This window comes from Sphingomonas jaspsi DSM 18422 (assembly GCF_000585415.1).
Classification (GTDB): domain Bacteria; phylum Pseudomonadota; class Alphaproteobacteria; order Sphingomonadales; family Sphingomonadaceae; genus Sphingomicrobium; species Sphingomicrobium jaspsi.
The window spans coordinates 1,414,144-1,437,530 of sequence record NZ_KK073876.1; the positions used below are offsets into that span (position 1 = coordinate 1,414,144).

Consider the following 23,387-nt stretch of genomic DNA (forward strand, 5'->3'; position numbering starts at 1 on the left):
GATGAGCACGATGTGTCGCACCCTGATCAACCCGACCTACGACCGGGCATGGATCGCCAAGCAGGCTGGCATCCCCAGCTATGCCGAGACGCTCGATGAGGAAGGCTTCTGGGTCTACTCGGCCTCGGACGCCGAGCGCGCGATGGAGATCATCAACGACTATCCGGTCCTGTATCTCGCCAAGGCCGGCCCCGAAGCGAAGAAGCTGATCGAAGCCCGGGCGGCCAAGGCGTTTCTCGACGGCTTCGAAGTCAGCCAAGGCCCGCTCGCCGGCCACCGGCTGCAGTGCCGCGACGCCGAAGACCGGACCAACTGGCTGTCCAGCCAGGTCAGCTATTCCGCGGCGATCGGGCTCGGCCTCGGCGACGAGCCCGGCGCGACGTTCCGCACGGCCGCGAACGAGACCCTGCAATGCACCTACCGCGAAGGCTCGGCCGTCCTGCTAGCGATGGGTAAATGGGGTGCGGGCATCATGGGCCGTGCGTGGCAGCTCAAGGACCAGGTCAAGTCGGCCGGTAGTCTTGCCGAGCTGCAGCTCGTCATCGACGACATCGACAATGGTTGGCCGACAACCGCGGCGGTGTAATCCTCTTTCCTAGAAATCGACCATGCCTCTGGCGAAAGCCGGGGCATGGTTGAGCCCGAAGCCCTCGTAGACAACAACGGCGACATCCACCTGCACGGCCGGCAGGGTGCAGTCCTTACGGTCGAGTTCACCGACATCACGGGCGCGCTCCGCAACATGGTCGGCACCACGGTGATGTTCGAGGTTGGCCCCAACATCAACGTCGCCCTGACGAACGTCGTCGGTCAGCCCGCGCAGATGCAGCTGACGCTGACCCAAGCGAACGTGAAGGCGATCTACCAGTCCAAGATCAAGGATTTCATCTTCCTCGAGACCAGTGCCGCGCAGCCGACCCCGCTGTGGACCGGCGTCTGCTATGTGACTGGGTGGGTTGAATGACCCAGATCACGCAGCAGGTCCTCGAAAAGGTTGTCGTCCAGCCGGGCAAGCCGCCGATGCGCGTCATGGTAGCCTACGGCACGGGCGCGCTCTCGGTTCTCGACGACGCCAGCGCCGCGGCTGACCGCACCTGGTCGGCCCAGAAGCTGATCGCCCAGTTCGCCGCGAAGGCCAACGCGGCTCACACCCACGCAATCGCAGACGTCACCGGGCTGCAGGCGGCACTCGACGGCAAGCTCGCCGCCGCAGGCGGAACCGTCACCGGCAACCTTACGGTCAACGGCACCTTCACGATGGGTGGCACGACCCTTTGGTCGACCTTTGGCCGCCTGTTCGTCGATGCGAACGCCGCGAATTATCGGGCCGTCAAGCATAAGTTCCAGCCCGCCGACGGGTCCACCACCTGGCTGCAAGCGGGCAGCGACGGGGTGATCATCGACGGGGGTGGGGCCTATAACCAGCCTTCGCTGAAGATTTCGAACAATGGCTCGGGCTACTCCGGTATCCAGGTCAGCCAGCAAGGCCAGGGTCGCACCCGCACGGTCGGATCGGTCACCGATTACCAGGCCTTCACTGACAGCTGGTATAATGGGACCGCGCTGTTCCTCGTCAACGGGACGCAGTTCTACGACACCGGCGCGGCCCATTACCATTTCCAGGCGGGGATGGGCGGCACGCTCCCGGTGTTCCAGCTGAAGAACGTCGTCAACGGGGCGACGGGCGATTTCCTCCGGGCCGTCGACAGCGCCGACGCGATCAAGTTCCGCCTCAAGGCGGACGGGGCCGCCGAGTTCGCGAGCGTTCAGGTCAACGACGTCGCCTACGGTGCGGGCTGGGCGGGCTCGCTGCTCGCCCCGACCCGCAATGCGGTCTACAACAAGATCGCGGCCCTTGAAGCGACCGTCAACGGCAAGATCGACAGCTCGCTGATCGGCGTGCCGAACGGCCTGCTGCTGACCGACGCGACGAACAAAATCCCGGCCAGCTACCTGCCGAGCTACGTCGACGACGTCCTCGAATACGCCAACTCGGCGGCCTTCCCGGCGGTGGGCGAGGCGGGGAAAATCTACATCTCGCTGAACGACAGCCACATGTGGCGCTGGTCGGGCAGCGCCTACTTCGACATGACCGCGGCGGCGTCGGGCGGCACGACCGCGACGTCGACCGACAGCCTGGCCGAAGGCGCGACCAACCTCTACTTCACCGTCGGGCGCGTGCGCGCGACGGCGCTCACGGCGATCGATGTGGCAACGACCGGTGCGGTCAGCGCAACCGACACGGTCCTGTCGGCGATCGGCAAGCTCGAGGCCACCAAGCTGTCGAAGGCTGGCGGCACCATGACCGGCCTGTTCACGTCCAAGGCGTCGGCTGCCGGCGGCGCGGGTGTGAACCACCCGCACGGCGCGGACCCGACGGCCCCCAACAACGGTGACTTCTGGTCGACGACCGCTGGCTTCAAAGCCCGGGTCAACGGCGTCACCGTGACCTTCTCGGTCAACGGCCACACCCACGCCTGGGCGGACATCGTCTCGGGCAAGCCGACGACCCTCACGGGCTACGGGATCACCAACGGCGCCGCGCTCGACGCGACCGAAAACGTCTTCTCGGGCATCGGCAACTTCATCACGCCGAACGCAGGCACAACCGGCGGCCTTCGCCTGCGCGCGAACGCCACCTTGGGCTATGCGATCCAGCAGATGCTGTCTTCGGACGGCGCCACGCAGTGGGGCTACTGGCGCTACAACGCGACCGGCGACGCCGACTGGTATGGCACTGGCGGCCTGAAGTGGAATGGCAACAAAGTCGCGCTCAACAACCCGCAGCTGCCGGCCAACCAGGCGACGCCCGCGACGCTGACGCCCGACTTCGCCTACGACCAGATCAACGTCACGGCGCTGGCGAACGCTATGAACGTCGCCAATCCGACCGGCACGGCTGTGGACGGTTGGGGCATGGCGCTTCGCATCAAGGACAACGGCACCTCGCGCGCCATCACTTGGGGCTCCCAGTATCGCGGCATCGGCGGCGCGCTGACCGCGGCGACGACGGCTGGCAAGACCATGTATTTCCCGATGATCTGGAACGCTGCTGACAGCAAGTTCGACGTGTTCCCGCCGCAGATCGAACCGTAACATGATGCCGATCCAGATGCTGCTGATGGCCAAGCGCGCATCGACAGCCCTCGACACCCAGACGGTTGTGGCCGGTTCGGTCGGCACGACGCCGAACCGCACCCGTGGCTTCACCTTGGGTGGCGTCGGCACCTGCACCGACGGCACCAGCGCCCTTTACGGCGAAGCGACCATCAACGGCATCTACCACGACGAAGCGACGAACTCGCTCATCTTCGAAGTGGCGGGCGTCCGCGCCAACAGCGGCTGGACGACCATGACCATCAAAAATGGCGCGACTGTCGTTGCGACCGTCACGCGCGCGTCGGCGACATTCACCTCTCCGTCCTATTCGCGCTGGACTTGGGCAGGCGTGGCCAACCCCTGGACCAACGGCCAGAGCCGCACGGTCGAGTTCACATAAGCGGTGGATCGCGGTTGACGGCTCTTTCCTCGAAGGGGCCATCCCCCGCCGCGTAGGCGCAGGGTATGAAGCGCCTCGAACTCACCCCCGAGCTGATCTCGCTGATCCACGACCGCGTCGGCCCCGACGTCGATACGGACGGCATCGCCGTTTTTGAGAGCATCTCGCTCAACAACCTGCCGCTGCCCGGCAAGAAGGGCACGATCTGGGAAGGCGCGATCGCGACCCCGCTGACGCTGCGCCAGATCGCCGACCACATCAACAATGGCGGCCACATCCCGCTGGTCATGAACCATGACATGTCGGGCGTGCCCAAGGGCCGCGTGTTCCAGGCGGGCATCGACTACAGCTCGAGCGGCGACTTCGAGCTCCGCACCCTCTTCTACCTCGACAAGACCGAAGCCGAGATGGCGGCGAAGATCGATGCCGGCTCGATGGACGAGGTCAGCATCTCGTTCCTGCCCACCAGCTACCAGTGCTCGGAGTGTGACTTCGACTACCTGGGCGAGGGCGCGAACTGGGAGAACTTCTACACCCGCACCTGCTCCAACGACCATGAGGTCGGCAAGGATGGCGTCCATGTCCGCATGGTCGGCCTCGCTAGCCTCATCGAGTTGAGCTTGGTTGCCCGCGGTGCAGCCGACAAGCCTAAAATTGTTGGCCGCTCCACGTCAAAGCTCGCCCCCGCGTCTGCACAGCGTCTCGCTGCCGCAGGCTTCGAAATCGACGGTCTGGTTTGCCAGGCGTCTCGTGGAGAAAGCACACCGATGGACACGAATAAGCTCACTGCCGACCTCATCGACGCCAAGACCCAGGTCGGCGTCCTGACGGCTGCGGCGACGGCGCATGAAGCGCAGCTCACCGCCGCTCACACCGCACGCGACGAAGCTCTCGGGCAGGTCGCGACGCTGACCGCCGAGCGCGACGAGCTGCAGACCAAGCTCACGGCCGCCGAAGGCGAAAGCCGCACGGCCGACGCTGAAGCCGCCGTCACCTGGCTCACCGCCTCGCTGACCAAGCTGCTCACCGCGGCTGGCAAGACGGCCGAGAACCTGCCGACCGACGTTGCCGCGCTCACCGCCGCGATCGACGCCGAAACGCAGGGCCTCACCGCGCTCATTCCGGCTGGCGGCGCTTCGCAGCAGGCCGGTGGTGATGACACCGCTCCGAAGGCCGACCTCTCGGCTTTCAAGACCCGCAAGTAAGGGAGACCTAGAATGTACGATCCCCGTAATGTTGTCTCGTTCGGTTTCCCGCTCGACGACTTCACGTTCACCTACAACCTGGCGGCCGGCACCGTCCTCGCCGACGTCGGCAAGGCGCTGTCGATCGACCCGACCGGCGCGAGCAAGATGAAGCTCGCCGGTGACGGCGACACCATCCGTGGCCGTCTGACCACGTTCGAAGACCGCACCCAGCAGGGTGCGGGCCTTAAGGGCGCTGTCCAGCGTCGCTTCAAGGAAAAGCTCCCGGCTGCGGCCGCGCACGGCATCGTGCCCGGTGACAGCGTCGTGGGCGCGGGCGGTGGCCTCGTGAAGAAGGCTGCTGGCGCGAACAACACCCTCGTCGTTGAAGCCGGCGCCGACTTCGTCGTCGTCGAGCTCCTGTAAGAAAGGCTCAAGAAGATGAAGACCCCGTTCCTCCTCGACCTCGCCCGTAACCGTCAGGCGGCCGACGTCGTCCTCGCGGGCCTCGACAGCCAGAACCCGGCCGAGAGCCTGGCCGCCGGCCAGACCCTCGTTGCCGCGGCGAAGAACCACGGCCTTGCCATGCGCGATTACCTGCGCCTGGCGATCGACCCCAATGCGGGCGAATACAAGGGCTCTGGTCTCAACGGCTACGAAGTCGCCCTCCATCACCTCGGTCTGCCTGTGCAGGACGACATGGACTCGGGCATCCTGCTTCAGGCGGCCGCCGAGACGTTCCAGTATCGCCCCGGCACCCGCGCGCTGTTCCCGGAAGTCGTCGATGACGTCGTCCAGTGGCGCTACCGCCAGGACCAGATCGAGCGCGTCGATGGCATGCTCGCCGGTAGCCGCGGTTCGGACGGCGTCGAGCTGATCACCAAGATCATCGACGACAAGGCCGACGACTACCAGGCCACTGGTGTCATCGCCGAAGGCGCCCGCATCCCGATCCGGTCGCTGAAGACCGACCAGAAGTCGGTGACCTTCCACAAGTTCGGTGGTGGTTACGAGTTCACCTACGAGTTCGAGCGTCGCGTTTCGCTCGACGTGGTGACCCCGTATGCCAACCGCGTGAACCGCGAGGCGGGTCTCGGCCAGGTGGGCATCGTCACCGACCTGCTCATCAACGGCGACGGCGTGAACGGCGCGGCCTCGGTGACCAACGCTTCGGCGCTGGGTGCCGGCTATGTCGACCACGCGGCCATCAAGGCCGGTCGTATGAACTGGGAAATCTTCCTGAAGTGGCTGATCAGCCGCGCGCAGAAGGGCCTCCCGGTTGACACCGTGGTCGGTAACTGGGACATGTTCTTCGAGTGGGAGCGCATGTTCGCGACCCCGACCGGCCAGGGCATGACCATGACCGACATCCTCGCCAAGGCTGGCGTGGAAACGGCGATCGCCAACCCGCGCTTCAACGCGAAGGTGAACTTCGAAGTCAGCTCGAGCGCCCCGGCCTCGAAGCTGATCGGCTTCATCCGCGGCGAAACGGTCGAAGAGCTCCGTGAAAACGGCTCGGACATCGAAGAAAGCGTCCGCGCGATCGAGAACCAGAAGGTTCGCTACGTCAAGACCGAGAACAAGGGCTACCGCCTGGTCTTCGGTGACACCCGCGACATTCTGAACCTCGACGCGGTGGCTGCGGCCTAAGTCCGCTTCCTTCGGGAACTAACAGGAACCCCGGGCCGTGAGGCCCGGGGTTTTCTTTTGCCTAATCCACAGTCCAATCTGGGCCGTCTTGGCCGCCCATGCGTAGGTCGCGACATGAAGGAAATCACCGTCAAAACCAGCGGCAACTTCATGCTGCTCGATCGCACCTCCGGTCACGAAATTCTGCCCGGAGTTCCTACCACCGTCCCGCACACGGACTTCATTACGGAACGCCTCGAGCTCGGCCAGCTGGTCGAGACGGACGAGGAAGGCGTGACGGCACCGCCCGCAGTGCCGCCGGCCGATCCGATACCGACGAAGGCCGAGGCCGAAGCCGAAGCCGAAAAGGAAGCGGCTGCGAAGGCCGAAGCCGAAAAGGAAGCGGCTGCGAAGGCCGAAGCCGCCAAGGAGCCGACGAAGAAGGCCGGTAAGTAATGCGCTCGGGCGTGCCGCTTTCGCAGCTCGTCGAGTTCGACCAGGGCTTCCCCGACGGGGACATCCTCTGGAGCCTGCTCGACGCGCGTGGCCTGACGGTCGCGAGCGGAAGCGTCACGCCCGCCGCGGACAGTGTGTCCGCCATCATCTTCGTCTCGGGTGACGACAACACAATCGAACCCGGCCTACTGGCCAGCCCGCGCGAGCTGGCGTGGGTCTACACGGCGGGCGGTATGGTCGTGAACGGCCGCCGCCGCTACCGCCTCGAAGCCTTTCTTCCGCTCGGCCTGTCGGAAGACGGCGTCCGCCGGAAGCTGGGCGTCGAGCCTCACGAGCTGGGCGACGAAGCGATCGACCTCGTCGGCGCTTACGGGCGCTTCCGCGAGACGGTCGGAGCCGACAACCTCACGGCAGTCGAGCTGGCCGGCGGGCACGACGCCCTGCTGGTCTGCGACGCCATCGAGGCGTTCGCTGCCATCTCGCTTATCCCGTCGCTGCAGGTCAGCCTGGCCGCCAAGGAAGCGTCGGGCACCAACCAGTTCCAGCGCGCCACCATCAACTGGCAGCTGATCCGCGCGCAGCTTGAGGGCTACATCTCCGACGGCACCCTTGCCGCGGCGCCCGAGCTTGACCCGACGCTCAACACGGGCGCGCTCCTCGTGGTCGTCGTTCGCGATGACCCGGTGACAGGCACCACGGCGTAAGCTACACCCCCGCGCCATGAAAGCGCATATCCTTGTCATCGCCCTGGCGCTTGCTGCCTGTCAGCAGGAGCCCCACCAACAACCTGTCTCGGCCGAATGGACACAGAGCGAGCTCGCCTTGATCTCGCATGAGATCCAAGGCGGGATGTCGAAGCAGGATGCGGAGGCTTTCGTGCGAAAGGTGCGGGAGGTCCGCGCGCAAAACGCAACAGACCCGGCAGTCGCCCACCGGGTGGCCGAACGCCAGAAAGACCTGGATAAGCTCGCTGCGATTGCCTGCAAGGAAGAGCCCTACCGCAGCGGTTGTTAAGTCCCGGTGCGGAGGACCTCGACGCCGATCGACCGGTAATTCCGCACCTGCGTCTGGCCCATCGGCAGGACCTCGCAGTGGACGCAGACCAGCTCGTTGGTCTGCTCGACCTCGCCTGCGATCTCCTCGACCAGCGCGATCTTGCGCTTCTCGCCGAAGCGCGAGTGGATCATGTCGATGATGTCCGCCTCTTCGAGCAGGTTCGCGTCGTCGACGGTGGAGATGGTGAGACCGAACCGGACCAACCAGAGACCGCTATTCTCTTCGAACGAGAAGCCGTTGACTCCGAGCAGCGGCACGCGAGGCATCTTGTCCTCGTCCATGCGGCTCTCCCAAGCCCAGTATTGCAGATCGGCCTGCCCCGGCACGGTGGACTGAATGTCCTTGACCAGCTCGTTCACCGCACGGAGGACGGATTTGTAGAGGGTGCTGTAGAGCTTCGACATCCCTCTGCGGTGATTGAAGGGTTTTCGCATGTCCAGCTTCCGCCTGCGGTTCAGGTTCAACCAACAGTCGAAAGCCTCGACGAAAGGCCTCGGCGGGACGCGTGGCGGCGACAACTTCTCGCGCGTCATCGTCGAGGACGTGGCCTTCTCCTATTCGGAGGGTCTCTTCAAAAAGCTGAAGGCCGACATTGGCGGGCGCATCCACGGGGATGTGGACAAAGAGCTCGCCCACATGGCACGCATGTTCATGAGCGGCGTCGTCGGCATCGCCGGGCGCAACCGGGGCGCCACCGGCATCCTCACGGCCAAGTCGCCGAAGGCTGACATGTTCAACGAGAGCCTCTACGTCCCGGTGCGGTCGGTAGCCGGCACCTGGCCGCGTCGCAGCCCCGACTATCTGAAGTGGCGGAAGCGGCGTGAGGACGGGGGAGACCCGAGCTGGTTCCACCGTAAGGGCAACGTGCTGGCGAAGCTCGCCTCGGCGAAGACCTGGACCAGCGCCTACGGCGGCATCACCGTGACCGTGAAGCGGCACACGAGCTTCGGCCCGTCTGACCCGGCCGCCCGCGGCTTCAACACACGCCTCGGCGGGACCCGCGGCGGCAACGCGCGCGTCGGTGTCGCTACGATCCGCGTCGATGCAATGGGCGGGATCACCCCGGCGATGCTCCCGGCGACGGGGGGCGGCGCGCTAGGCGACTTCGGGGCCAACCCGCGCAGCAACGGTCTGCTCGACAAGCTCGGCGACGACATTGCCTACCGGCTCGGCGGTGACCCGCTGCGCGTCCCGTTTCGCCCGACGGTCCAGCCGTTCCTGGCGTTCTTCCTGACGCGCCAGCTGCCGAACGCCGTCTTCAAGCGCATCGAGCAGGGCCTCGACGGCAAGCTGCTCAACGACAACACCGGCTCGGCCGGTCGCGCGTCGAAGGGGCGTTACTCGGAACGGTCGCTGTCGCTCAAGGATTACTCGCCGCGGCGGTAATCCACAGGACGTCATTCACCGGCAACCACTGGCCACCGTAGGGCGGGTTCACCACTCGCAACCGGCCAAGGAGCCACAGTGTCCAAAAAGACCCATCGCAGTTTCACCCTGCGCGTCGATACCGACTTCTACCTCACGCTCGCCGCGTCGGCGCAGGCCGAGGGCATCCCGCTCAACCAGCTGGCCAACCGGCTCCTTCGTCTCGGCATGGACAAGCACGTCTCGCTCGAGAAGGCCATCACCTCGCTGCTCCTCGACCGCATGGTTGACGACCCCGAACTCAAGGCCGCGATCGCCGCACAGGTGCAGGCATGAGCGCGATGACGGCCGGCGAGCTCAAGCGCCCGAGCCTCACGATCAGCATCAAGCTCGAGGACGAGACCGAGCAGACGATCAAGTGGACGTACGGCTTGTCCCAGGACCTCCAGCGCGTTCTGCCCGACCCGGCCTCGGTCGTCGATGTGATCATGTCCGACCCGGTGACGCGCGACTACATCATCCGCCGCTGCATGACGCCGCTGAAGCGCATGGTGACGGACACGGACAAGGACCTGCTGGCGTTCGAGGATTGCAAGCTCGACGACCCGGATGAGGTCGAGAAGCTGGTCCGTTGGGTCGCGGAGCACCTTCTGTATTTTTTCGCCATCTCGGCGGGGGGTCTGAAGAAGATCGGGGAGGCTCTCAAGGCCGCGACCAACCCGGGCCTACCCGACCCCTCGAAGACTGGTTCGCAGGACTAACCTTCGAGGACAGCATCTGCTGGGCCTACGGGGTTGATGAGGGGGACCTCGAAGACCTCTACTGGCGACTGAGCTTCTACGAGCTCGTCGCCAAGGCCCGGCTGAAGCTGGGCGAAATGCACGCAGTCCAGCTCTGCCACTACTCGGCGTTCGCCAAAGTGGTGAGCCAGGCGCTGGGTGGTGACGACGGGGACAGCAGCGGGCGTGACCCCGATCGGGTCAACCTTGCCGACGCGCCCACCTACGACGCTGCGATCGCAAACATCAACGCCGCGCTGGGATTTGGTTGACGACTTTTTCCGGGACGTCGCCAAAACCGCGGGCGTAGATGTTCGCAGCACAGGCTGCGAAAGGAGGTGATCTCGCCATCTACCCGCCGCTGGTTCCCCAGCCAGCCTCGGGTCAGACCTTTGGGAGCTGCCAGGCGTCCACCACGATTTCTAAGCGTGGTGGACGCCTAATCCACAACCCCACCGTGAACTAGGCACCTCACTCCTGTTGAGAAGCGCCATGAGCACCAATGGCGCCGTCGAGGCTGATGTCTTTCTGGGTGTGGACGGGCGGCAAATTGATGCCGCCTTCGCCAACATCAATAAGCACCTGTCGCAGATGCAGGGCCAGATCAATGGCATGGGTGACAAGCTCAAGTCGACGCTGAACGGCCTCGACGCCCAGATGCTCAAATCCCTGAGCAACCTGAACAAGGCGATCTCGACGCTCGACGCCGCACAGAAGAACGTGCAGCGGTTCAACCCGGCGGTCCAATCCGGCCAGAGCTGGGCCAAATACCAGGCGGACCAGAAGCAGGCTCGGGCGGACGAACGCAAGCACATGCGCGAAGTCGACGCTGCTTACCAGCAGCGCGAGCGGCAGGTGGCCAACGCCGCCGACCGCCGCGCCCGCCAAGAGGCCCAGATGTGGGCGCAGCGGGACCGCGCGGCCCAGACCGCCGAAGCCAAAGAGGAGCAGCTGGCTGAACGCCGCTGGGCTGTCGCCCGCGCGCGTGAGACCCGGCTCGAGCGTGAGCGCGAGCAGTCGATGCAGCGCACTTCGCGCCTCGCCGAGCAGAACAATTTCAAGATCGCCCGCGACAAGGTCCAGCAGGAAGTCAAGGCCGCCAGCGGTCTTCGCGAACTGGACAACCAGCGTCTCGTAGCCGCCGACCGGCTGAACCGCGCCCGCGCCATGCTCGGGAAGTTCGGCGCCGAGGAAGACCGCCAGCTCCTCCAGATGATCCAGCTGGAGAAGGAACGGCTGGCGCTGGCTGAAGCTCGGATCAAGGCCGACCGGGCGGCGGCGTCGAGCCGCTTCAAAAGCGACGCGGCCGTTGACGGCCGGCTCAACGTCCGCACCGGCAAGACTGACGAAGCGCAGCTCGCCTCGGCGCTGGGGCTCGGCCAGGCCCGTGCCCGGCAGGCCCAGCTTGAGACGCAGATCGCAAACCAAATCCAGCGTGCCCGCACCCTAACCGGGGAAGAGAAAGTCGACGCGGAGCGTGTGCTCAAGGTCGACGAAGCCCGGCTTCAGGTCATCAAGTCGCGCGTGCGCGAGCTTGAGCGTGAAGCGAAGGCGATGGTCCAGTCGGCGCAACCCAAGCCCGGCATGTATGGCCCGCCGACCCCTCCGGGTTTCAAGCCTCCGGGTGCCCCGCCGGCCCCGCCGAGCGGCGGGGGGCTGGGCGGTCTCTTCGGCAGCGGCGGCATCGGCGGCATCTTCCTCCGCACCGCGGCCTATGGCGGCGCGGCGGCGGCCATCTACGGCACCATCGCCGCGATCAAGGACGGCATCACCGCCTCGATCCAGTTCCGTGACGAGATCGCCAAGATTGGTGCAGTTGCGGGGCTGACTGCGTCGCAGCAGGACAAGCTCGCCAGCTCGATCCAGAGCGTCGCCAGCAACTCGCGCTTCGCCACCGACGAAATCGCCCAGGCCACGATGGTCATGGCGCAGGCAGGTTTCTCTGCCAGCGACATTACCGACAGTCTGCAAAACGTGGCGAACCTCGCGGCCGCGTCGGGCACCAGCTTCCAAGAAGCAACCGACGTCGTCACCGGCGCGATCGGCGCGTTCCAGCTCCAGACCTCGGAAACCGCGCACATCGCCGACACCCTGACGAGCGCGCTGAACACCACCAAGCTGAACATCCAGCAGGTTGCGCTGGGCATCCAGTATGCGGGTGCGACGGCCTATGAGAGCAAGGTCAGCTTCGAAGAACTGACGGCCGTCATGGCCACGATGGCGCAGGCCGGCATCCGGTCGGGTTCGACGATCGGCACCGGCGTCCGCCAGTTCCTGGTCGATCTGCAGACGCCTACCAAGAAGATGACCGCCGAGATGACCCGTCTGGGTCTCACGATGGAGGACCTGAACGTCAAGACCTTGGGTCTGCCCGAGGTGCTGCGTCGTCTCGGTGAGGCGGGCTTCGGTTCGGCAAGCGCCTACGGCTCGCTCGAAACCCGAGCGGCCGCGGCCTACCTGGTCCTGAAGAACAATCAGGGTCTCCTACAGGAACAGATCACGCTGCAGAACAGCCTCGGCGCCTCGGCCGAAGCCGCGGCGAAGGGCTCGGAGTCGCTCGCCGCCGAGTGGCAGCGTTTCAAGAACCAGCTGAACGAGTCCGTCGACCGTCAGATCAAGCCCGCGACCGACGCGCTGCGGGACATGCTTCACATGTTCAATGAGATGGGTGCGAACGAAGACCTGCGCCGGATGCGCGAAAATCTTCGCAACCTTGAGGAGGGCAGCGACGCCTGGATCGCGCAGATCGACGCCATCGAGGCCTACAAGGAAGCCCTCCGGGGTTCGGTTGAAATCGAGGAGGCGCACGCCGAGGCACTCGACGCAGCCAACACCCGCGTCAACGAAGCGAAGGATGCGCTCGACGCGCAAGAAACCACGATCCAGTCGTCGAGCGACGCGATCTCGCGTCTCGTCCAACGCCAGGTCAGCCTCAAGGGGAACAGCGCCGCGCTTGCCGCCGAGACGGCGACGCTGGAGTCCCGCTTCGAAGGTCTGGCCTCCCAGCTGTATGGCACCGCCGCGAGCTACGAGAACCTGATCCTCGCCATGCAACGCTACCGGAAGGAAGCGATCGCAACCGGCGCGCTCAAGTCGGCCGAGCTGTCGATGGCCTACGACCAGAAAGCGCGGGCACAGGGCGACAAGGCCGGGGCTTACGCCAACCGCCTTATTGCCAACGGCACCTACCAGTCGCTTCCCAAGGATGTTCAGAACGCCATCGTCAGGTTGGCGAACAACCCGCGCGGTCCCGAGGCGAACACGTTGGGCATGCTGATCAGTGACTACGCCAACAAGCGGGGCACTGGTCTGAATAAAATCCAGCAGGGGGACCTGCGTGCCTACGCCCTGAACGCCACCGGGGCGGGGCTCTCGGCGGTCTACCGCGATCAAGCCCGCAACCAGAGCTACATCTACAACCACCTCGGGTCGAAGAAGGGCCAGGAGCTGCTGGCCGGCGTCGACAACATGGCCAAGATGAGCGAGGCCGATAAGAAGAAGTTCTTCGACGGCCTGCTCGCCGGTGCCGGGAACATGAACAAGTCCGAGAGTGTCCGTGGGGCCTATCAGCTGCTGGCCAACATGGCGCAGGGTCAGCTCGGCGCCGATCAGGCGGCACCCAGCGGCGGCAGCAAGAAGAGCGGCAGCGCCGCCAGCCGCGCGGAGCGCGAGCAGGACCGGCGCAACCAGAAGATTGCCGACATGCGCCTCAAGGCGACTGAGGCGGAATTGAAGAACGCGCTGAAGGGCATCACCGACAAGGGTGGGGACGTCAGCGGCGACGGCGGGGAAATCACCGTCAGCGCCGGTCGCGGTCTCACGAAGACGCAGCTGCTCAAGAATATGGATCGGGTCGACAAGGCCCTCGACAAATGGATCGAGGACCGGACCAAGCAGGTCAAGGCCCAGATCGACAGCGCCAACATGAGCCCCGAAGAAGGCCAGCTCATGATGGACGAGCTCGCTCGCGAGATCGCCGAGAAGCGTGAAAGCACGGCGCGCGAGATGGAAAAGGGTCTCGTCGACGCGATGGACGCGATGGTCGAGACCATCATGAACGTCAAGGAGCGCGCCGAGCAGGCGGCCGACCAGGTCGTCGCGCTAGCGGACGCCCGTCTGCGCGCTTTGGATCGTTCGGCTCTGAAGGGCCAGGTGCCGGATTACGTCCGGGCCGGCTACGAACGGATGGCCGACCGGGCCAAGGAGAACCGTGACGCCCAGCAGATCGGCATCAACAACAAGACGATCGAGTCGCTGCAGGCGAAGCAAACCTTCTGGCAGGACATCTTCGACGAGGCGAAGGCGCGCGGCGCCATCGTCAATCTGCAGGCTGCGGACGACAAGCTGGCCCAGATCAAGGACCAGATGACGCAGCTGCAGATGCAGAACGAAGTCCTGCAGACCAGCCTCCAGACGAGCGGGCTCGTGCCGCAGTCGATCGGCGAAAGCTGGAAGGCTGTCGTTGACAACTGGCGTGACGCCAACAAGGGCGCGGGGGACCTCTCCAACGTCATCCGCATGAACCTCGGCGACGCGCTCAACACTGTGCAGGGGTCGATGGAGGAGTTCCTCGGCAACGTCATCTCCGGCACGATGTCGATGCGCGAAGCCTTCCGCTCGATGGTCCAGTCGATCATCCAGTATCTCATCAAGCTCATCGTCAAGATGCTTGTGGTGAAGGCGCTGCAGGCGGCGCTCGGCGGCGGCGGGGGCGGCACCGGCGAGGGCAACGGCATCGGATCGTTCGGCTCGTCGTCGCCCAGCTTCTCCGGCTATGTCGGGATCGGCAGCTCGCTCGGCCATTTCAATGGCGGCGAGATCGGGCGCTCGAACGGCGGCATGGTCGAGAATGGCGTGCCGAGCCGTGACAGCGTCCGCACCAAGCTGGCCAAGGGCGAGTTCGTCCAGCGCAAGTGGGCGGTCGACAACGTCGGCCGGGACTTCATGGCGGACCTCAACAATCGCGGGAAAGCGGCCCTCACCGGCGTGACCCCCAAGATCGTGATGCCGCCGCCCGCCCACCAGGAGATGAAGGTCTACGTCGTCTCCGAGGAGAGCAAGCCGCAGATGGGGCCGAACGACGTTCTGGTAACCGTCGCCAACGACATCATCAAGGGCGGCAATCTGAAGCAGCTCGTCAAGCACGTTTCGCAGGGAGGTTAATTTGGCAGGCCTATTCGACTTCTGCCCGGGACGGATCGTGCCCACGATCAAACCGCCGCCGGCGCAGGGCAAGGCCGTATCCTTCAACGGCTGGCAGTTCTCGTCGCGCCCGACGGTGCCCTACCAGAAGGTGTTCGTCCTGAAGCTCCAGGGCATGCGCTGGTATCTGCAGGACAACGGGATGTTCAACATGTCGGTTGACCCGCATTTCAATGCACGGCGGCTCGAGCTCTTCTACGAAGAAAACGGCACCTGGGACAATTTCGACTTCCCGCACCCGCACCTCGGCATGCTTCGCTGCCGCTTCAAGGAGCCGGTCGAAATCCCCGCCGCCGTGCCGAACTCGAACGGCTTCATCGATGCCTTCGAGATCACGCTTGTCCACCACAACCCGGGGTTCTGATCATGGCTAGTCTCGCGCGCGTCGGCCGCCGTAACGAAATCCCGCTCTCGATCGTCGAGGGCGGGAGCGGAATGATCCACGGTGTCGTCTCGGAAGCCGACCAGAAACAGATCCCGGTCTACGCCTTCGTGAACCCGCGCCACGTCCTGCGGACGAAGCCGTCGTGCCCGCTGAAGACCGGGATGGTCATCAAGACGCCGCACGGCGATCACTTCATCGTCGGCACCAACGGCCCGTCCGAGCAGCGTGAGGGAACGCTGTGGCAGAGCTGGCGCCTGTTCGAGGCGACGCAGCTGGTCCACTGGCAGCGCCGCACCCAAGTCGAGGACAAGGTCACCGGCCTAAAGCGCGACGGCGTGCTGCAGGATATGGGCATGATCTGGGCGGCGGTCGAGCCGCTCGACCGCGAGGTCGGCGACTTCCGCATGAGCGCGAGCTTCGAACAGTCGCGCGTCATCACCGGCCGTCCGATCAAGCACGATGACCTGATCGACAACCGCAAGGTGTCGCGCGCCGAACCCTCGCTCGGTGTCATCATCGGGGTCGTGACCTAACGGTTGATGGCGGTTGCCGCGCTTCTTCGTGAAACGGGCAACCGTCGCTCGCAAAGGATGGCTTCGAACAGTTTCGCCTACCCTTGAGGAGCACCCGCCATGTCGGCACCGAAGAAGAACGCTTTCATGCTCTCCAGCGCCACTCTGATGATGTGCCGCTATGGGGACACCCCCGTTTTCGATCTCACCCCGGCGCTGCATGGCGTGGGCCTGTCGGAAGAGATCGCCGTCAACCTGGACAGCTCGAACGTCGACCTGACCGCCGGCATCGCGCAGGCGATCGTCGACAGCCAGCGCGTGAACGTGCAGGCGGGCATCACCGGCACGGTGAAGGAATACAGCCCCGAGAACCTGCTGCGCGCACAGGGTCTCGCGACCGGCGCCGTCACGACCCTTCGTGGTAAGCTGACCGCCCCGGCCGCCGCCGCTGCTGTCTCGCTGTCGGTAGCGACCGACCCGATCCCGGGTGACCCGTCGAGCGACATGGGCACCGCCGCAGCTGCCGTGAAGGCCGGCTCGGTCGTGCTGATCCAGGACCCGGCGACGCCGGAACTGGTCTTCCCGGCCCGCGTCAAGGCGGACTCGACCTATGCGGCCGGTGTCCACACTATCTCGATCGCCGACACGCCGCTCCCGGCGGGCATGTCGTTCCCGGTCGATGCGAAGATTTGGGTCGTGACCGAGATGGCGGTCGGCGCGATGGGCAACACCGATCTCTTCTCGGTGAAGATCGTCGGCACCCTGTCGAACTTCAATCGCCCGATCGTCGCGGTCTTCCCGAAGGTCCAGGTGACCAAGGGCTTCAACCTGACCTTCTCCGAGAAGGAATACGGCACGATGCCGTGGGAAATGCGCCCGCTGCTCCTGTCGGCCTCGGAAGCCACCGGCCGCCTGGCCGAGATCGGCACCAAGGCGCCGGGCAAGGTCTACGCCGCGTAACCCGACACAATGTTGGAAGGGGAGAGGGGGCCGATCGGCCCCCTCTTTCATGCCTAATCCACAAGCGTTCCTAGTCCACCACGCTGCCTCACCAATACAGCGCGGGTGTGACCAGCACCCCCATCGAACATATCCAAGACGCCCACAAGCTAGTCGCCGACGCGGAAATCGATCTGTTCGAGCTGACCCCGATCGGCGGCGGGACGGTCTACTTCAAAAACGAGAACGAGGTCACCTGGCAGGGCAATCTCTACGAGGGCCTGCCGGTCAGTTTCGACGGCATCAAACGGTCGTCGCAAGGCACCGCGCTGGCTCCCAAGATGAACATCGGCGACGGCACCGTCGATCTGTCGCCGTTCAAGCCGCTCGTGTTCGACGGCTGGCTGGATGACGCCACCGTCCGCCACATCATGGTCCTGCGTGAACATGTCGAGGCCGACGTGCCGATCTTTCAGGAGCGGTTCTACCGCGTGAAGCGGCTCGAGGAATACCACCGCATGTGGATCGCGATGCAGCTGGCTACCGCCTCGGACGCGCTCGGCTTCACTTTGCCGCACCGCCAGTATCATCCGCCGGCCTTCCCCGCGGTGGCGCCGCAATGATCGTCTACCAGCCCTTCATCGGCCGCCCGTTCCTCTACGGCGTTCGCGATTGTTACGCGCTCGTGCGCGACATCTACGAGGCGAGCTTCGGTCTCAAGCTCACCAATTACGCCCGGCCCACCAACTGGCGTGCCGACACGGTCGATCTCATCAATTCGCTCTACGCCCACGACGGCTTCCAGATGGTCGTGGACTGGACCGCCAAGGACCTCCGGCCGGGGGACATCCTCTGCATGGCCGTGGGCGAGCGCGCGGCGAACCACATGGCCGTCTACGTCGGCGACAACAAGGTGGCCCACCATCTCTGGGGCCGTCTGGCCTCGGAAGACCCTTACCGCGACTTCTTCCGCAGCACGACCTGTTTCGTCCTGCGCCACCCGGACGTGCCCGACCTTCGTCCCGTCCTCCCCGTGACAGACATCAGGAGCCTTCTTCGTGAACGCTATGACGCAATCCGTCCTGCTGACTGAGCTGGCAGGATCGCTGGAGTTCGGCCAGCCCGAACGCTGTGGTGTGATCACCGCGGCGGGCGAGCTGCTGGAGATCGAGAACATCCACACCGACCCGGTCAAGGGGTTCCACATGGACCCGCTCTCGTTCCTGAAGGCGATCGAGGACGGCGCGACCGCCACCTGGCACACACACCCGGCCGCCGATCCCAACCTGTCGGAAGACGACCGGCAGGGCTTCGCCCAATGGCCGGAGCTGACGCACCACATCGTCGGCATCCGCGACGGTGAGCCGACCGTCCACAGCTTCGCCTTCGTCAACGACATCCTGGTGACAGTATGAAGATCGTCCTGCATGGCGAGCTCGCCAAGCGGTTCGGCCGCGAGCACACCATCCAGACCAACGTGCCGGCCGAGGCACTGGAAGGATTGTCGCGCCAGTTCGCGGACTGGCCGCGGGAGATGGCCGTCGACGTCGTCGGCTATCGCACCGAGGAAAAGCTGCGGACGCCGACCACCGACAAGGAGCTGCACCTCATGCCCGCCATGCACGGCGGCGGCGGCGTGGTGAAGATCGTCATCGGCGTGGTCATGATCGTTGCGGCCATCATCCTTCCCAAGGGTCCGTGGACGCCCATCCTGATGTCGATGGGCGCGAGCCTTATCATGTCCGGGGTTTGCGACCTGCTGATGAAGGCACCCACGGTCGACAAATCGAACGACCCTCCGGCCTCCAAATATCTGGGCATCAATCGCAACACTGTCGCGATCGGAACCTTCATCCCGCTTGCCTACGGCCGCAACAAGATTGCCGGCCACTGGCTCTCCCTGCAGTCGGACTCGAACCAGCTGGTCGCGACGTCCTTCCCGGCCACCACCAGCTAGGATCACCCATGACAATCGACGAACGCCTGAAGGACTACGCCACGCCCGCACAGGCCCGCTACATCGACGCCGTCAACGAGGCTGGCAGTAAGCGGGCTGCGGCTCGCCTGCTGGGCGTCCACCGTCGCATGATCGACAAGGGTCTCGCGGCGGTCGAGCTGAAGGCCAGCCGCGCGGGCTACGCGCCCTCGCACGGTCTCGACTATCCGGCGCCGCCGGGGCGCTTCGTCCCCAAGACGACGGTCCACTTCAAGAACGGCCAGAAGGTCGAGGAGTGGGTGCGGTTCGCGATCGACGACGAGCAGTTCATCGGCTCGGTCAAGGACGCGATCACGGCGTTCTGCGAGGAAGCACCGAAGATCGAGCCGATCGGCACGGTCCCCAGCGCGCTCCAGTGCAACTCCGACGTCATCCCTTGGATCAACATCGGCGACGCCCACTTCGGCATGATCGCTCACGCCAGCGAAGTCGGCTTCGACTTCAACCTGCAGATCGCCGAAGCCGAGATGAAGGCCGGGATCGGCCAGGTGATCGACGAGCTGCCCTATTACGACCGCCTCGTCATTCAGGACATGGGCGACTTCACCCACTACGAGAACACCAGCAAGGTCACCGAGCGCAGCCGTCACTCGCTCGACGTCGATGGCACCATGCCGCAGCTGATCGAGGTCTACACGCGCACGATGCGCTGGATCATCGAGAAGGCGCTGACCAAGGCCAAGGTGGTTGACGTCATCATCAACCAGGCGAACCACAGCCGGTCGAACGACTGGTGGATGGCCCAGCTCCTGCGCGCGGTCTACGGCGAGAGCGGGCGCGTCAACGTCATCGACAACAGCTCGCCCTTCATCGCCTACCGCATGGGCAACGTGCTGGTGCTCTGTCACCACAGCGATCTCGTGAAGCCCAAGGGGCTGGCCGACATCATGACCTGCGATTTCCGCAAGGACTATGGCGAGACGCTGTTCCACTACGTCGACATCGGCCACGTCCACCACGAGATGGTCGTCAAGCAGCACCCGTCGGTGCGCGTCGAGAGCTTCAACCAGCTGGCCCGGCCCGACAAATATGCGTTCGAGGGTGGCTGGCGGAACCGCAATTCGCTGACTGTCGTCTTCCGTTCGAAGACCTTCGGCGAGATCGGCCGGCGCGTGCTGCCGATCGAGGAGCTGCAGACGCGGCTCTACGGCAAGCCGCTGGAAGCGCAGCGTACGATCCACCGCGTCGCCTAATCCACAACACCACCGTGAGCCACCGCCGCGGCGGCGGCATAGCCTCGCCATGCTGAAGATGATGCGTGGCGCAGGTGGCGGTGGTAAGGGTGGCGGCGGTGGCGACTTCACCCAGAAGCCCGACAACCTCCGTTCGGCCGATACCTTTGAGGGCCTGCTCGGCCTGTGCGCCGGTCCCATCAAGGGACCGGTTCGCGGCCTGAAGTCGATCCGCATCAACGGCACCCAGATCGAAGGCGAGAACGACGAGGAAAACTTCGAGGGCGCCGTGGCGGTTTTCGCCGACGGGGACCCCATGAAGTTCCCGCAGATCGCGGACCTCAAGCTGGGCTCGGCAGGCGCCCCGGTGAACGTCGGCGTCGACATCAGCAACACCTATCCGGCGGGGACACCTGGCCCGTGGGTCTCGCGCACGCTGAACAACACCAACGCCGAGGCGATCGACCTCCGCTTCATCGTCAACCAGCTCTACAAGCAGACGAAGAGCGGGGTGTTCGAGAACGTCCTGCATCTCGAAATCGAGATGAAACCGAGCGGCACCGCGACGTGGATCAACCCGTTCGCCTCCAACGGCAACACGACCCCCGATTACAACCTGATCGGCTACGACACGACCGGCAAGGACAGTGGCCCGCTCAAGGTCATGGCGACGATGGCGGCGATGGACCGGCACACGGTCGGGCGTTCGACAGCCGACGGCATCTACCTGGCCGTCGCGGGCAAGACCTCCAGCCCCTATGTGACCGAGCTGCGCGTCAAGGTTCCCAACCAGGGCGTCTACGCTAACCGGACGTGGGACGTCCGCGTCCGCCTGCGCGAGCCGGAAAGCATTGATGCTGACCCCAATTTCGAGAAGCGGCTCGTTTCGTGGGAGTCGATGGCCGCGGTCTACGCCGGCCGGCTCGGCGAGCATGAGGACTGGCGGGCGCTCGCGTGGCTGCAAATCTACGGCAAGGCGAGCGACAACTTCAACGGCCTGCCCGCTATCGACGGCATCTACGACACGAAGATCGTCAGCGTTCCGCCGTTCGCGGTCTACAACCCCGACACGCGGGTCTACACCGGCGCGACGTGGGACGGCTCGTGGACGAAGGCCTACACCAACGACCCCGCGTGGGTGATCTACGATCTCGTCACCGACAACATCTCGGGGCTGGCCGCGTTCGTTCCGACGGCGACACTCAACAAATGGGACGCGCTCGAGCTTTCCAAATGGTGCTCGACGCAGGTCCCGGACGGGAAGGGCGGGCTGCACCCGCGCTTCTCGCTCAACATCTACATCGACCAGTCGCAGCGGTCGGACGAGCTGGTCCGCTTCCTCGCCGGGTCGTGCGGTGCCACCGCCTGGGACAACGGCAACGGCGAATGGCGCGTTCGCGTCGACAAGCCGCAAATCCCCGCCGCGATCTTCACGCATGAGAACATCGAGGGCGAGTTCGCCTACAGCCACACCGACGTCGACACCCGGTTCAACGAGGTCACCGTCGTCTTCCTCAACGAGGAGTTCGACTATCGCGAGGACTGGATCAGGGTCCAGCATGACGCGGACATCGCCAAGCACGGCCGGCGCCCGACGCGCCTGGTTGCTGTCGGCTGCACCAATCGCCAGCAGGCGCTGCGCTGGGCGGTCCAGCGCATCCGCACGAACCTCAACGAGTTCCGGATGGTCACCTTCACGACCAACCGGCAGGGCAAATATCTGGAGCGGTTCGACCACATCCTCGTCGCCGACGGTTCGCTCAACGAGGTTGGCGACAGCGAGGTGCGGCGCACCACCGGCCGCATCGTCGACAAGATCGGCTCGATGGTCGAGGTCCGGGACCCGATCCGGCTCGAGGTCGGCGTGAACTACAAGCTCCGCACGACCATGCCGAACCCGGACTACAACCCGGAGCCCACGGCCGAGCCGACCGACCCCACCTGGTCGCAGCCGACGATCACCGTGACACGCGACATTCTGAACGATGCCGGGCAGCGCGGGGACGTCACCGAGCTTTATCTCGACAGCCCGTTCCCGGACACCGTCGCCGAGAACGCCAACGTCGCGCTCGAAGCCGTCGGTCTCCCGTCGATCCCGCGCGTCTATCGCGTGCTCGACATCGACTACAACAGCGACAACGAGCACATCTCGATCGCGGCCATCGAAGTCGACACCGGCAAATGGGCCGCAGCCGACGAGGCGACGGACGACAATCTCCAGCAGGTGCTCGACGATACGGTCCCGCCGGTCGTGCTTCCGGTCGGTGGCATGTTCACGCTGTCCACCTTCACCGGGGAGTTCGGCATCAAGCGCATGCTGATCGCGAACTGGGAGCGTCCGGACAGCGCCAGCTTCGACAAGTATCGCCTCGAATATCGCTTCAACCAAGGCCCGTGGCAGGACATGGGCTACCAGCGCGACGATTTCTGGGAACTGGCCGAGCCGCAGGTCGGCCGCCACGAGCTGCGCGTCTATGCCGTCGCCCGCCGCGGCTTCGAAAGCCTGCCGACGGGTGACAACATCGCGGTGCCCGACCTGCCCAGCAGTCTGGCGGTGAGCTACGGTCCCTCGGCGGTGACCGCGCTCTACGACTACACTGGCGCGACGCCGCAGGACCTGCCCAAGGACTTGCTCTACAAACTGCAGGCCAACGGGATCGAGCTGGCCGAGGTGTCGTGGGATTACCGGGTCACTGACGGCAGCGTGAACGGCTTAACGCCTGCCTCCGGCTGGCATGCCCTGCCGCAGGAAGGTGGTATTGGCACGCTCACGCTGACGAGCGTCGAAGTGACGGACAGCCAGGTCGAGGTCCGGGGGACCGCCGCGGCCGGAGGTTCCGCATCGGAAGCCGTCGCTGTCACGAGAGCACTGGCCGATCCGCCTGCGAGCGCGGGCGTCGGCGCCACGCAGTCCAGCGGTTTCAACGTCATCAACACCCCGGGCTCCAGCTTCCAACCGGTCACGGCTGATTTGGACGTGTCGATCGGCGCGGGCAAGACGCAGGCCAACATCAACATCAGCCTGGCCCCGTTGATGAGCAAGCTGTCGGACAACGACGGGCCTTGGGACATCGAATACAAAGTGCAGCGCCTGGTCGGCGGCGTTTGGACCGACGTCGGTGCGCTCCAGCACTCCAGCCCTGACCCCTACATCGATTACCTCGCCACCGGCACCGGTGGCGGGGGTGGAGGATTGATCCCTTGACCCGTAAA

The 23,387-nt window shown here is 65.1% G+C and carries 25 protein-coding genes; 24 read left to right on the forward strand and 1 reads right to left on the reverse strand.

The genetic code is table 11. The features are described from left to right. The first annotated feature begins 1 nt into the window (after position 1). From G570_RS07385 to G570_RS07430, 10 genes are all read left to right on the forward strand, one after another. The gene (locus G570_RS07385; protein ID WP_037500715.1) at positions 2-586 is read left to right on the forward strand and encodes a DUF4376 domain-containing protein; all 585 of its coding nucleotides are present in this window, start codon (positions 2-4) and stop codon (positions 584-586) included. A 45-nt stretch (positions 587-631) separates the two neighbouring features. Beyond that, positions 632-964, forward strand: coding sequence for a hypothetical protein (locus G570_RS07390; protein ID WP_037500717.1), 333 nt, complete (start codon positions 632-634; stop codon positions 962-964). After that, positions 961-3,096: a hypothetical protein gene (locus tag G570_RS13200; RefSeq protein WP_051504155.1), complete on the forward strand. Its 2,136-nt coding sequence runs from the start codon at positions 961-963 to the stop codon at positions 3,094-3,096. The genes G570_RS07390 and G570_RS13200 overlap by 4 nt, the downstream gene beginning before the upstream one ends. A gap of 1 nt (position 3,097) precedes the next feature. Then, complete coding sequence (locus G570_RS07400; RefSeq protein ID WP_037500718.1) at positions 3,098-3,499, forward strand: hypothetical protein; 402 nt, start codon at positions 3,098-3,100, stop codon at positions 3,497-3,499. Between the two features lie 65 nt (positions 3,500-3,564). Beyond that, positions 3,565-4,704, forward strand: coding sequence for a hypothetical protein (locus G570_RS07405; protein WP_037500720.1), 1,140 nt, complete (start codon positions 3,565-3,567; stop codon positions 4,702-4,704). Between the two features lie 12 nt (positions 4,705-4,716). After that, positions 4,717-5,109: a hypothetical protein gene (locus G570_RS07410; RefSeq protein ID WP_037500722.1), complete on the forward strand. Its 393-nt coding sequence runs from the start codon at positions 4,717-4,719 to the stop codon at positions 5,107-5,109. A 15-nt stretch (positions 5,110-5,124) separates the two neighbouring features. After that, the gene (locus tag G570_RS07415) at positions 5,125-6,333 is read left to right on the forward strand and encodes a phage major capsid protein (RefSeq protein WP_037500724.1); all 1,209 of its coding nucleotides are present in this window, start codon (positions 5,125-5,127) and stop codon (positions 6,331-6,333) included. Positions 6,334-6,447: 114 nt separating this feature from the next. Beyond that, positions 6,448-6,768 carry a hypothetical protein gene (locus G570_RS07420; protein WP_037500727.1) on the forward strand — a complete coding sequence of 107 codons (321 nt, stop codon included), beginning with the start codon at positions 6,448-6,450 and terminating at the stop codon, positions 6,766-6,768. An 11-nt stretch (positions 6,769-6,779) separates the two neighbouring features. Beyond that, entirely contained in the window at positions 6,780-7,472 is a 693-nt protein-coding gene (locus G570_RS07425) for a hypothetical protein (RefSeq protein WP_156930373.1), read from the forward strand. Positions 7,473-7,488: 16 nt separating this feature from the next. Next, positions 7,489-7,782 carry a hypothetical protein gene (locus G570_RS07430; protein ID WP_037500732.1) on the forward strand — a complete coding sequence of 98 codons (294 nt, stop codon included), beginning with the start codon at positions 7,489-7,491 and terminating at the stop codon, positions 7,780-7,782. On the opposite strand, the gene G570_RS07435 is transcribed toward G570_RS07430, so the two are convergent. Continuing rightward, entirely contained in the window at positions 7,779-8,228 is a 450-nt protein-coding gene (locus G570_RS07435) for a hypothetical protein (protein ID WP_037500735.1), read from the reverse strand. The two genes, G570_RS07430 and G570_RS07435, sit on opposite strands and share 4 nt — an antisense overlap. A 28-nt stretch (positions 8,229-8,256) precedes the next feature. Here G570_RS07435 and G570_RS07440 point away from each other — a divergent pair, with 28 nt between their 5' ends. The 14 genes from G570_RS07440 (at position 8,257) to G570_RS07500 (ending at position 23,379) form a co-directional block, all read left to right on the forward strand. Beyond that, entirely contained in the window at positions 8,257-9,210 is a 954-nt protein-coding gene (locus G570_RS07440) for a hypothetical protein (protein WP_037500737.1), read from the forward strand. A gap of 78 nt (positions 9,211-9,288) precedes the next feature. Continuing rightward, a complete protein-coding gene (locus G570_RS07445) occupies positions 9,289-9,525 on the forward strand; it encodes a toxin-antitoxin system HicB family antitoxin (RefSeq protein ID WP_037500741.1) in 237 nt (78 codons plus the stop codon). Next, positions 9,522-9,950 (forward strand): hypothetical protein, encoded by a 429-nt coding sequence (locus G570_RS07450; protein WP_037500744.1) that lies wholly within the window; start codon positions 9,522-9,524, stop codon positions 9,948-9,950. Before G570_RS07445 ends, G570_RS07450 begins: the two co-directional genes overlap by 4 nt. A 116-nt stretch (positions 9,951-10,066) precedes the next feature. Further along, entirely contained in the window at positions 10,067-10,240 is a 174-nt protein-coding gene (locus G570_RS13695) for a hypothetical protein (RefSeq protein ID WP_156930374.1), read from the forward strand. Positions 10,241-10,460: 220 nt separating this feature from the next. Further along, positions 10,461-15,131 (forward strand): phage tail tape measure protein, encoded by a 4,671-nt coding sequence (locus G570_RS07455; protein ID WP_037500747.1) that lies wholly within the window; start codon positions 10,461-10,463, stop codon positions 15,129-15,131. A 37-nt stretch (positions 15,132-15,168) separates the two neighbouring features. Next, a complete protein-coding gene (locus G570_RS07460) occupies positions 15,169-15,534 on the forward strand; it encodes a hypothetical protein (RefSeq protein WP_156930375.1) in 366 nt (121 codons plus the stop codon). A gap of 2 nt (positions 15,535-15,536) precedes the next feature. Then, on the forward strand, positions 15,537-16,088 hold the full coding sequence (locus tag G570_RS07465) for a hypothetical protein (RefSeq protein WP_037500751.1): 552 nt from the start codon (positions 15,537-15,539) through the stop codon (positions 16,086-16,088). A gap of 99 nt (positions 16,089-16,187) precedes the next feature. Continuing rightward, positions 16,188-17,027 carry a hypothetical protein gene (locus G570_RS07470; RefSeq protein WP_037500753.1) on the forward strand — a complete coding sequence of 280 codons (840 nt, stop codon included), beginning with the start codon at positions 16,188-16,190 and terminating at the stop codon, positions 17,025-17,027. 107 nt (positions 17,028-17,134) lie between these two features. Beyond that, positions 17,135-17,629: a phage minor tail protein L gene (locus tag G570_RS07475; protein WP_037500756.1), complete on the forward strand. Its 495-nt coding sequence runs from the start codon at positions 17,135-17,137 to the stop codon at positions 17,627-17,629. Beyond that, positions 17,626-18,099, forward strand: a complete 474-nt coding sequence (locus G570_RS07480; protein ID WP_051504156.1) for an NlpC/P60 family protein — start codon at positions 17,626-17,628, stop codon at positions 18,097-18,099. Before G570_RS07475 ends, G570_RS07480 begins: the two co-directional genes overlap by 4 nt. Beyond that, the gene (locus G570_RS07485) at positions 18,074-18,421 is read left to right on the forward strand and encodes a M67 family metallopeptidase (protein ID WP_037500759.1); all 348 of its coding nucleotides are present in this window, start codon (positions 18,074-18,076) and stop codon (positions 18,419-18,421) included. Before G570_RS07480 ends, G570_RS07485 begins: the two co-directional genes overlap by 26 nt. Next, positions 18,418-18,963: a tail assembly protein gene (locus tag G570_RS07490; protein WP_037500762.1), complete on the forward strand. Its 546-nt coding sequence runs from the start codon at positions 18,418-18,420 to the stop codon at positions 18,961-18,963. Before G570_RS07485 ends, G570_RS07490 begins: the two co-directional genes overlap by 4 nt. Positions 18,964-18,971: 8 nt before the next feature. After that, positions 18,972-20,195, forward strand: a complete 1,224-nt coding sequence (locus tag G570_RS07495) for a hypothetical protein (protein ID WP_037500765.1) — start codon at positions 18,972-18,974, stop codon at positions 20,193-20,195. Positions 20,196-20,244: 49 nt separating this feature from the next. Next, the gene (locus G570_RS07500) at positions 20,245-23,379 is read left to right on the forward strand and encodes a phage tail protein (RefSeq protein WP_037500769.1); all 3,135 of its coding nucleotides are present in this window, start codon (positions 20,245-20,247) and stop codon (positions 23,377-23,379) included. The last annotated feature ends 8 nt before the right edge of the window (positions 23,380-23,387 follow it).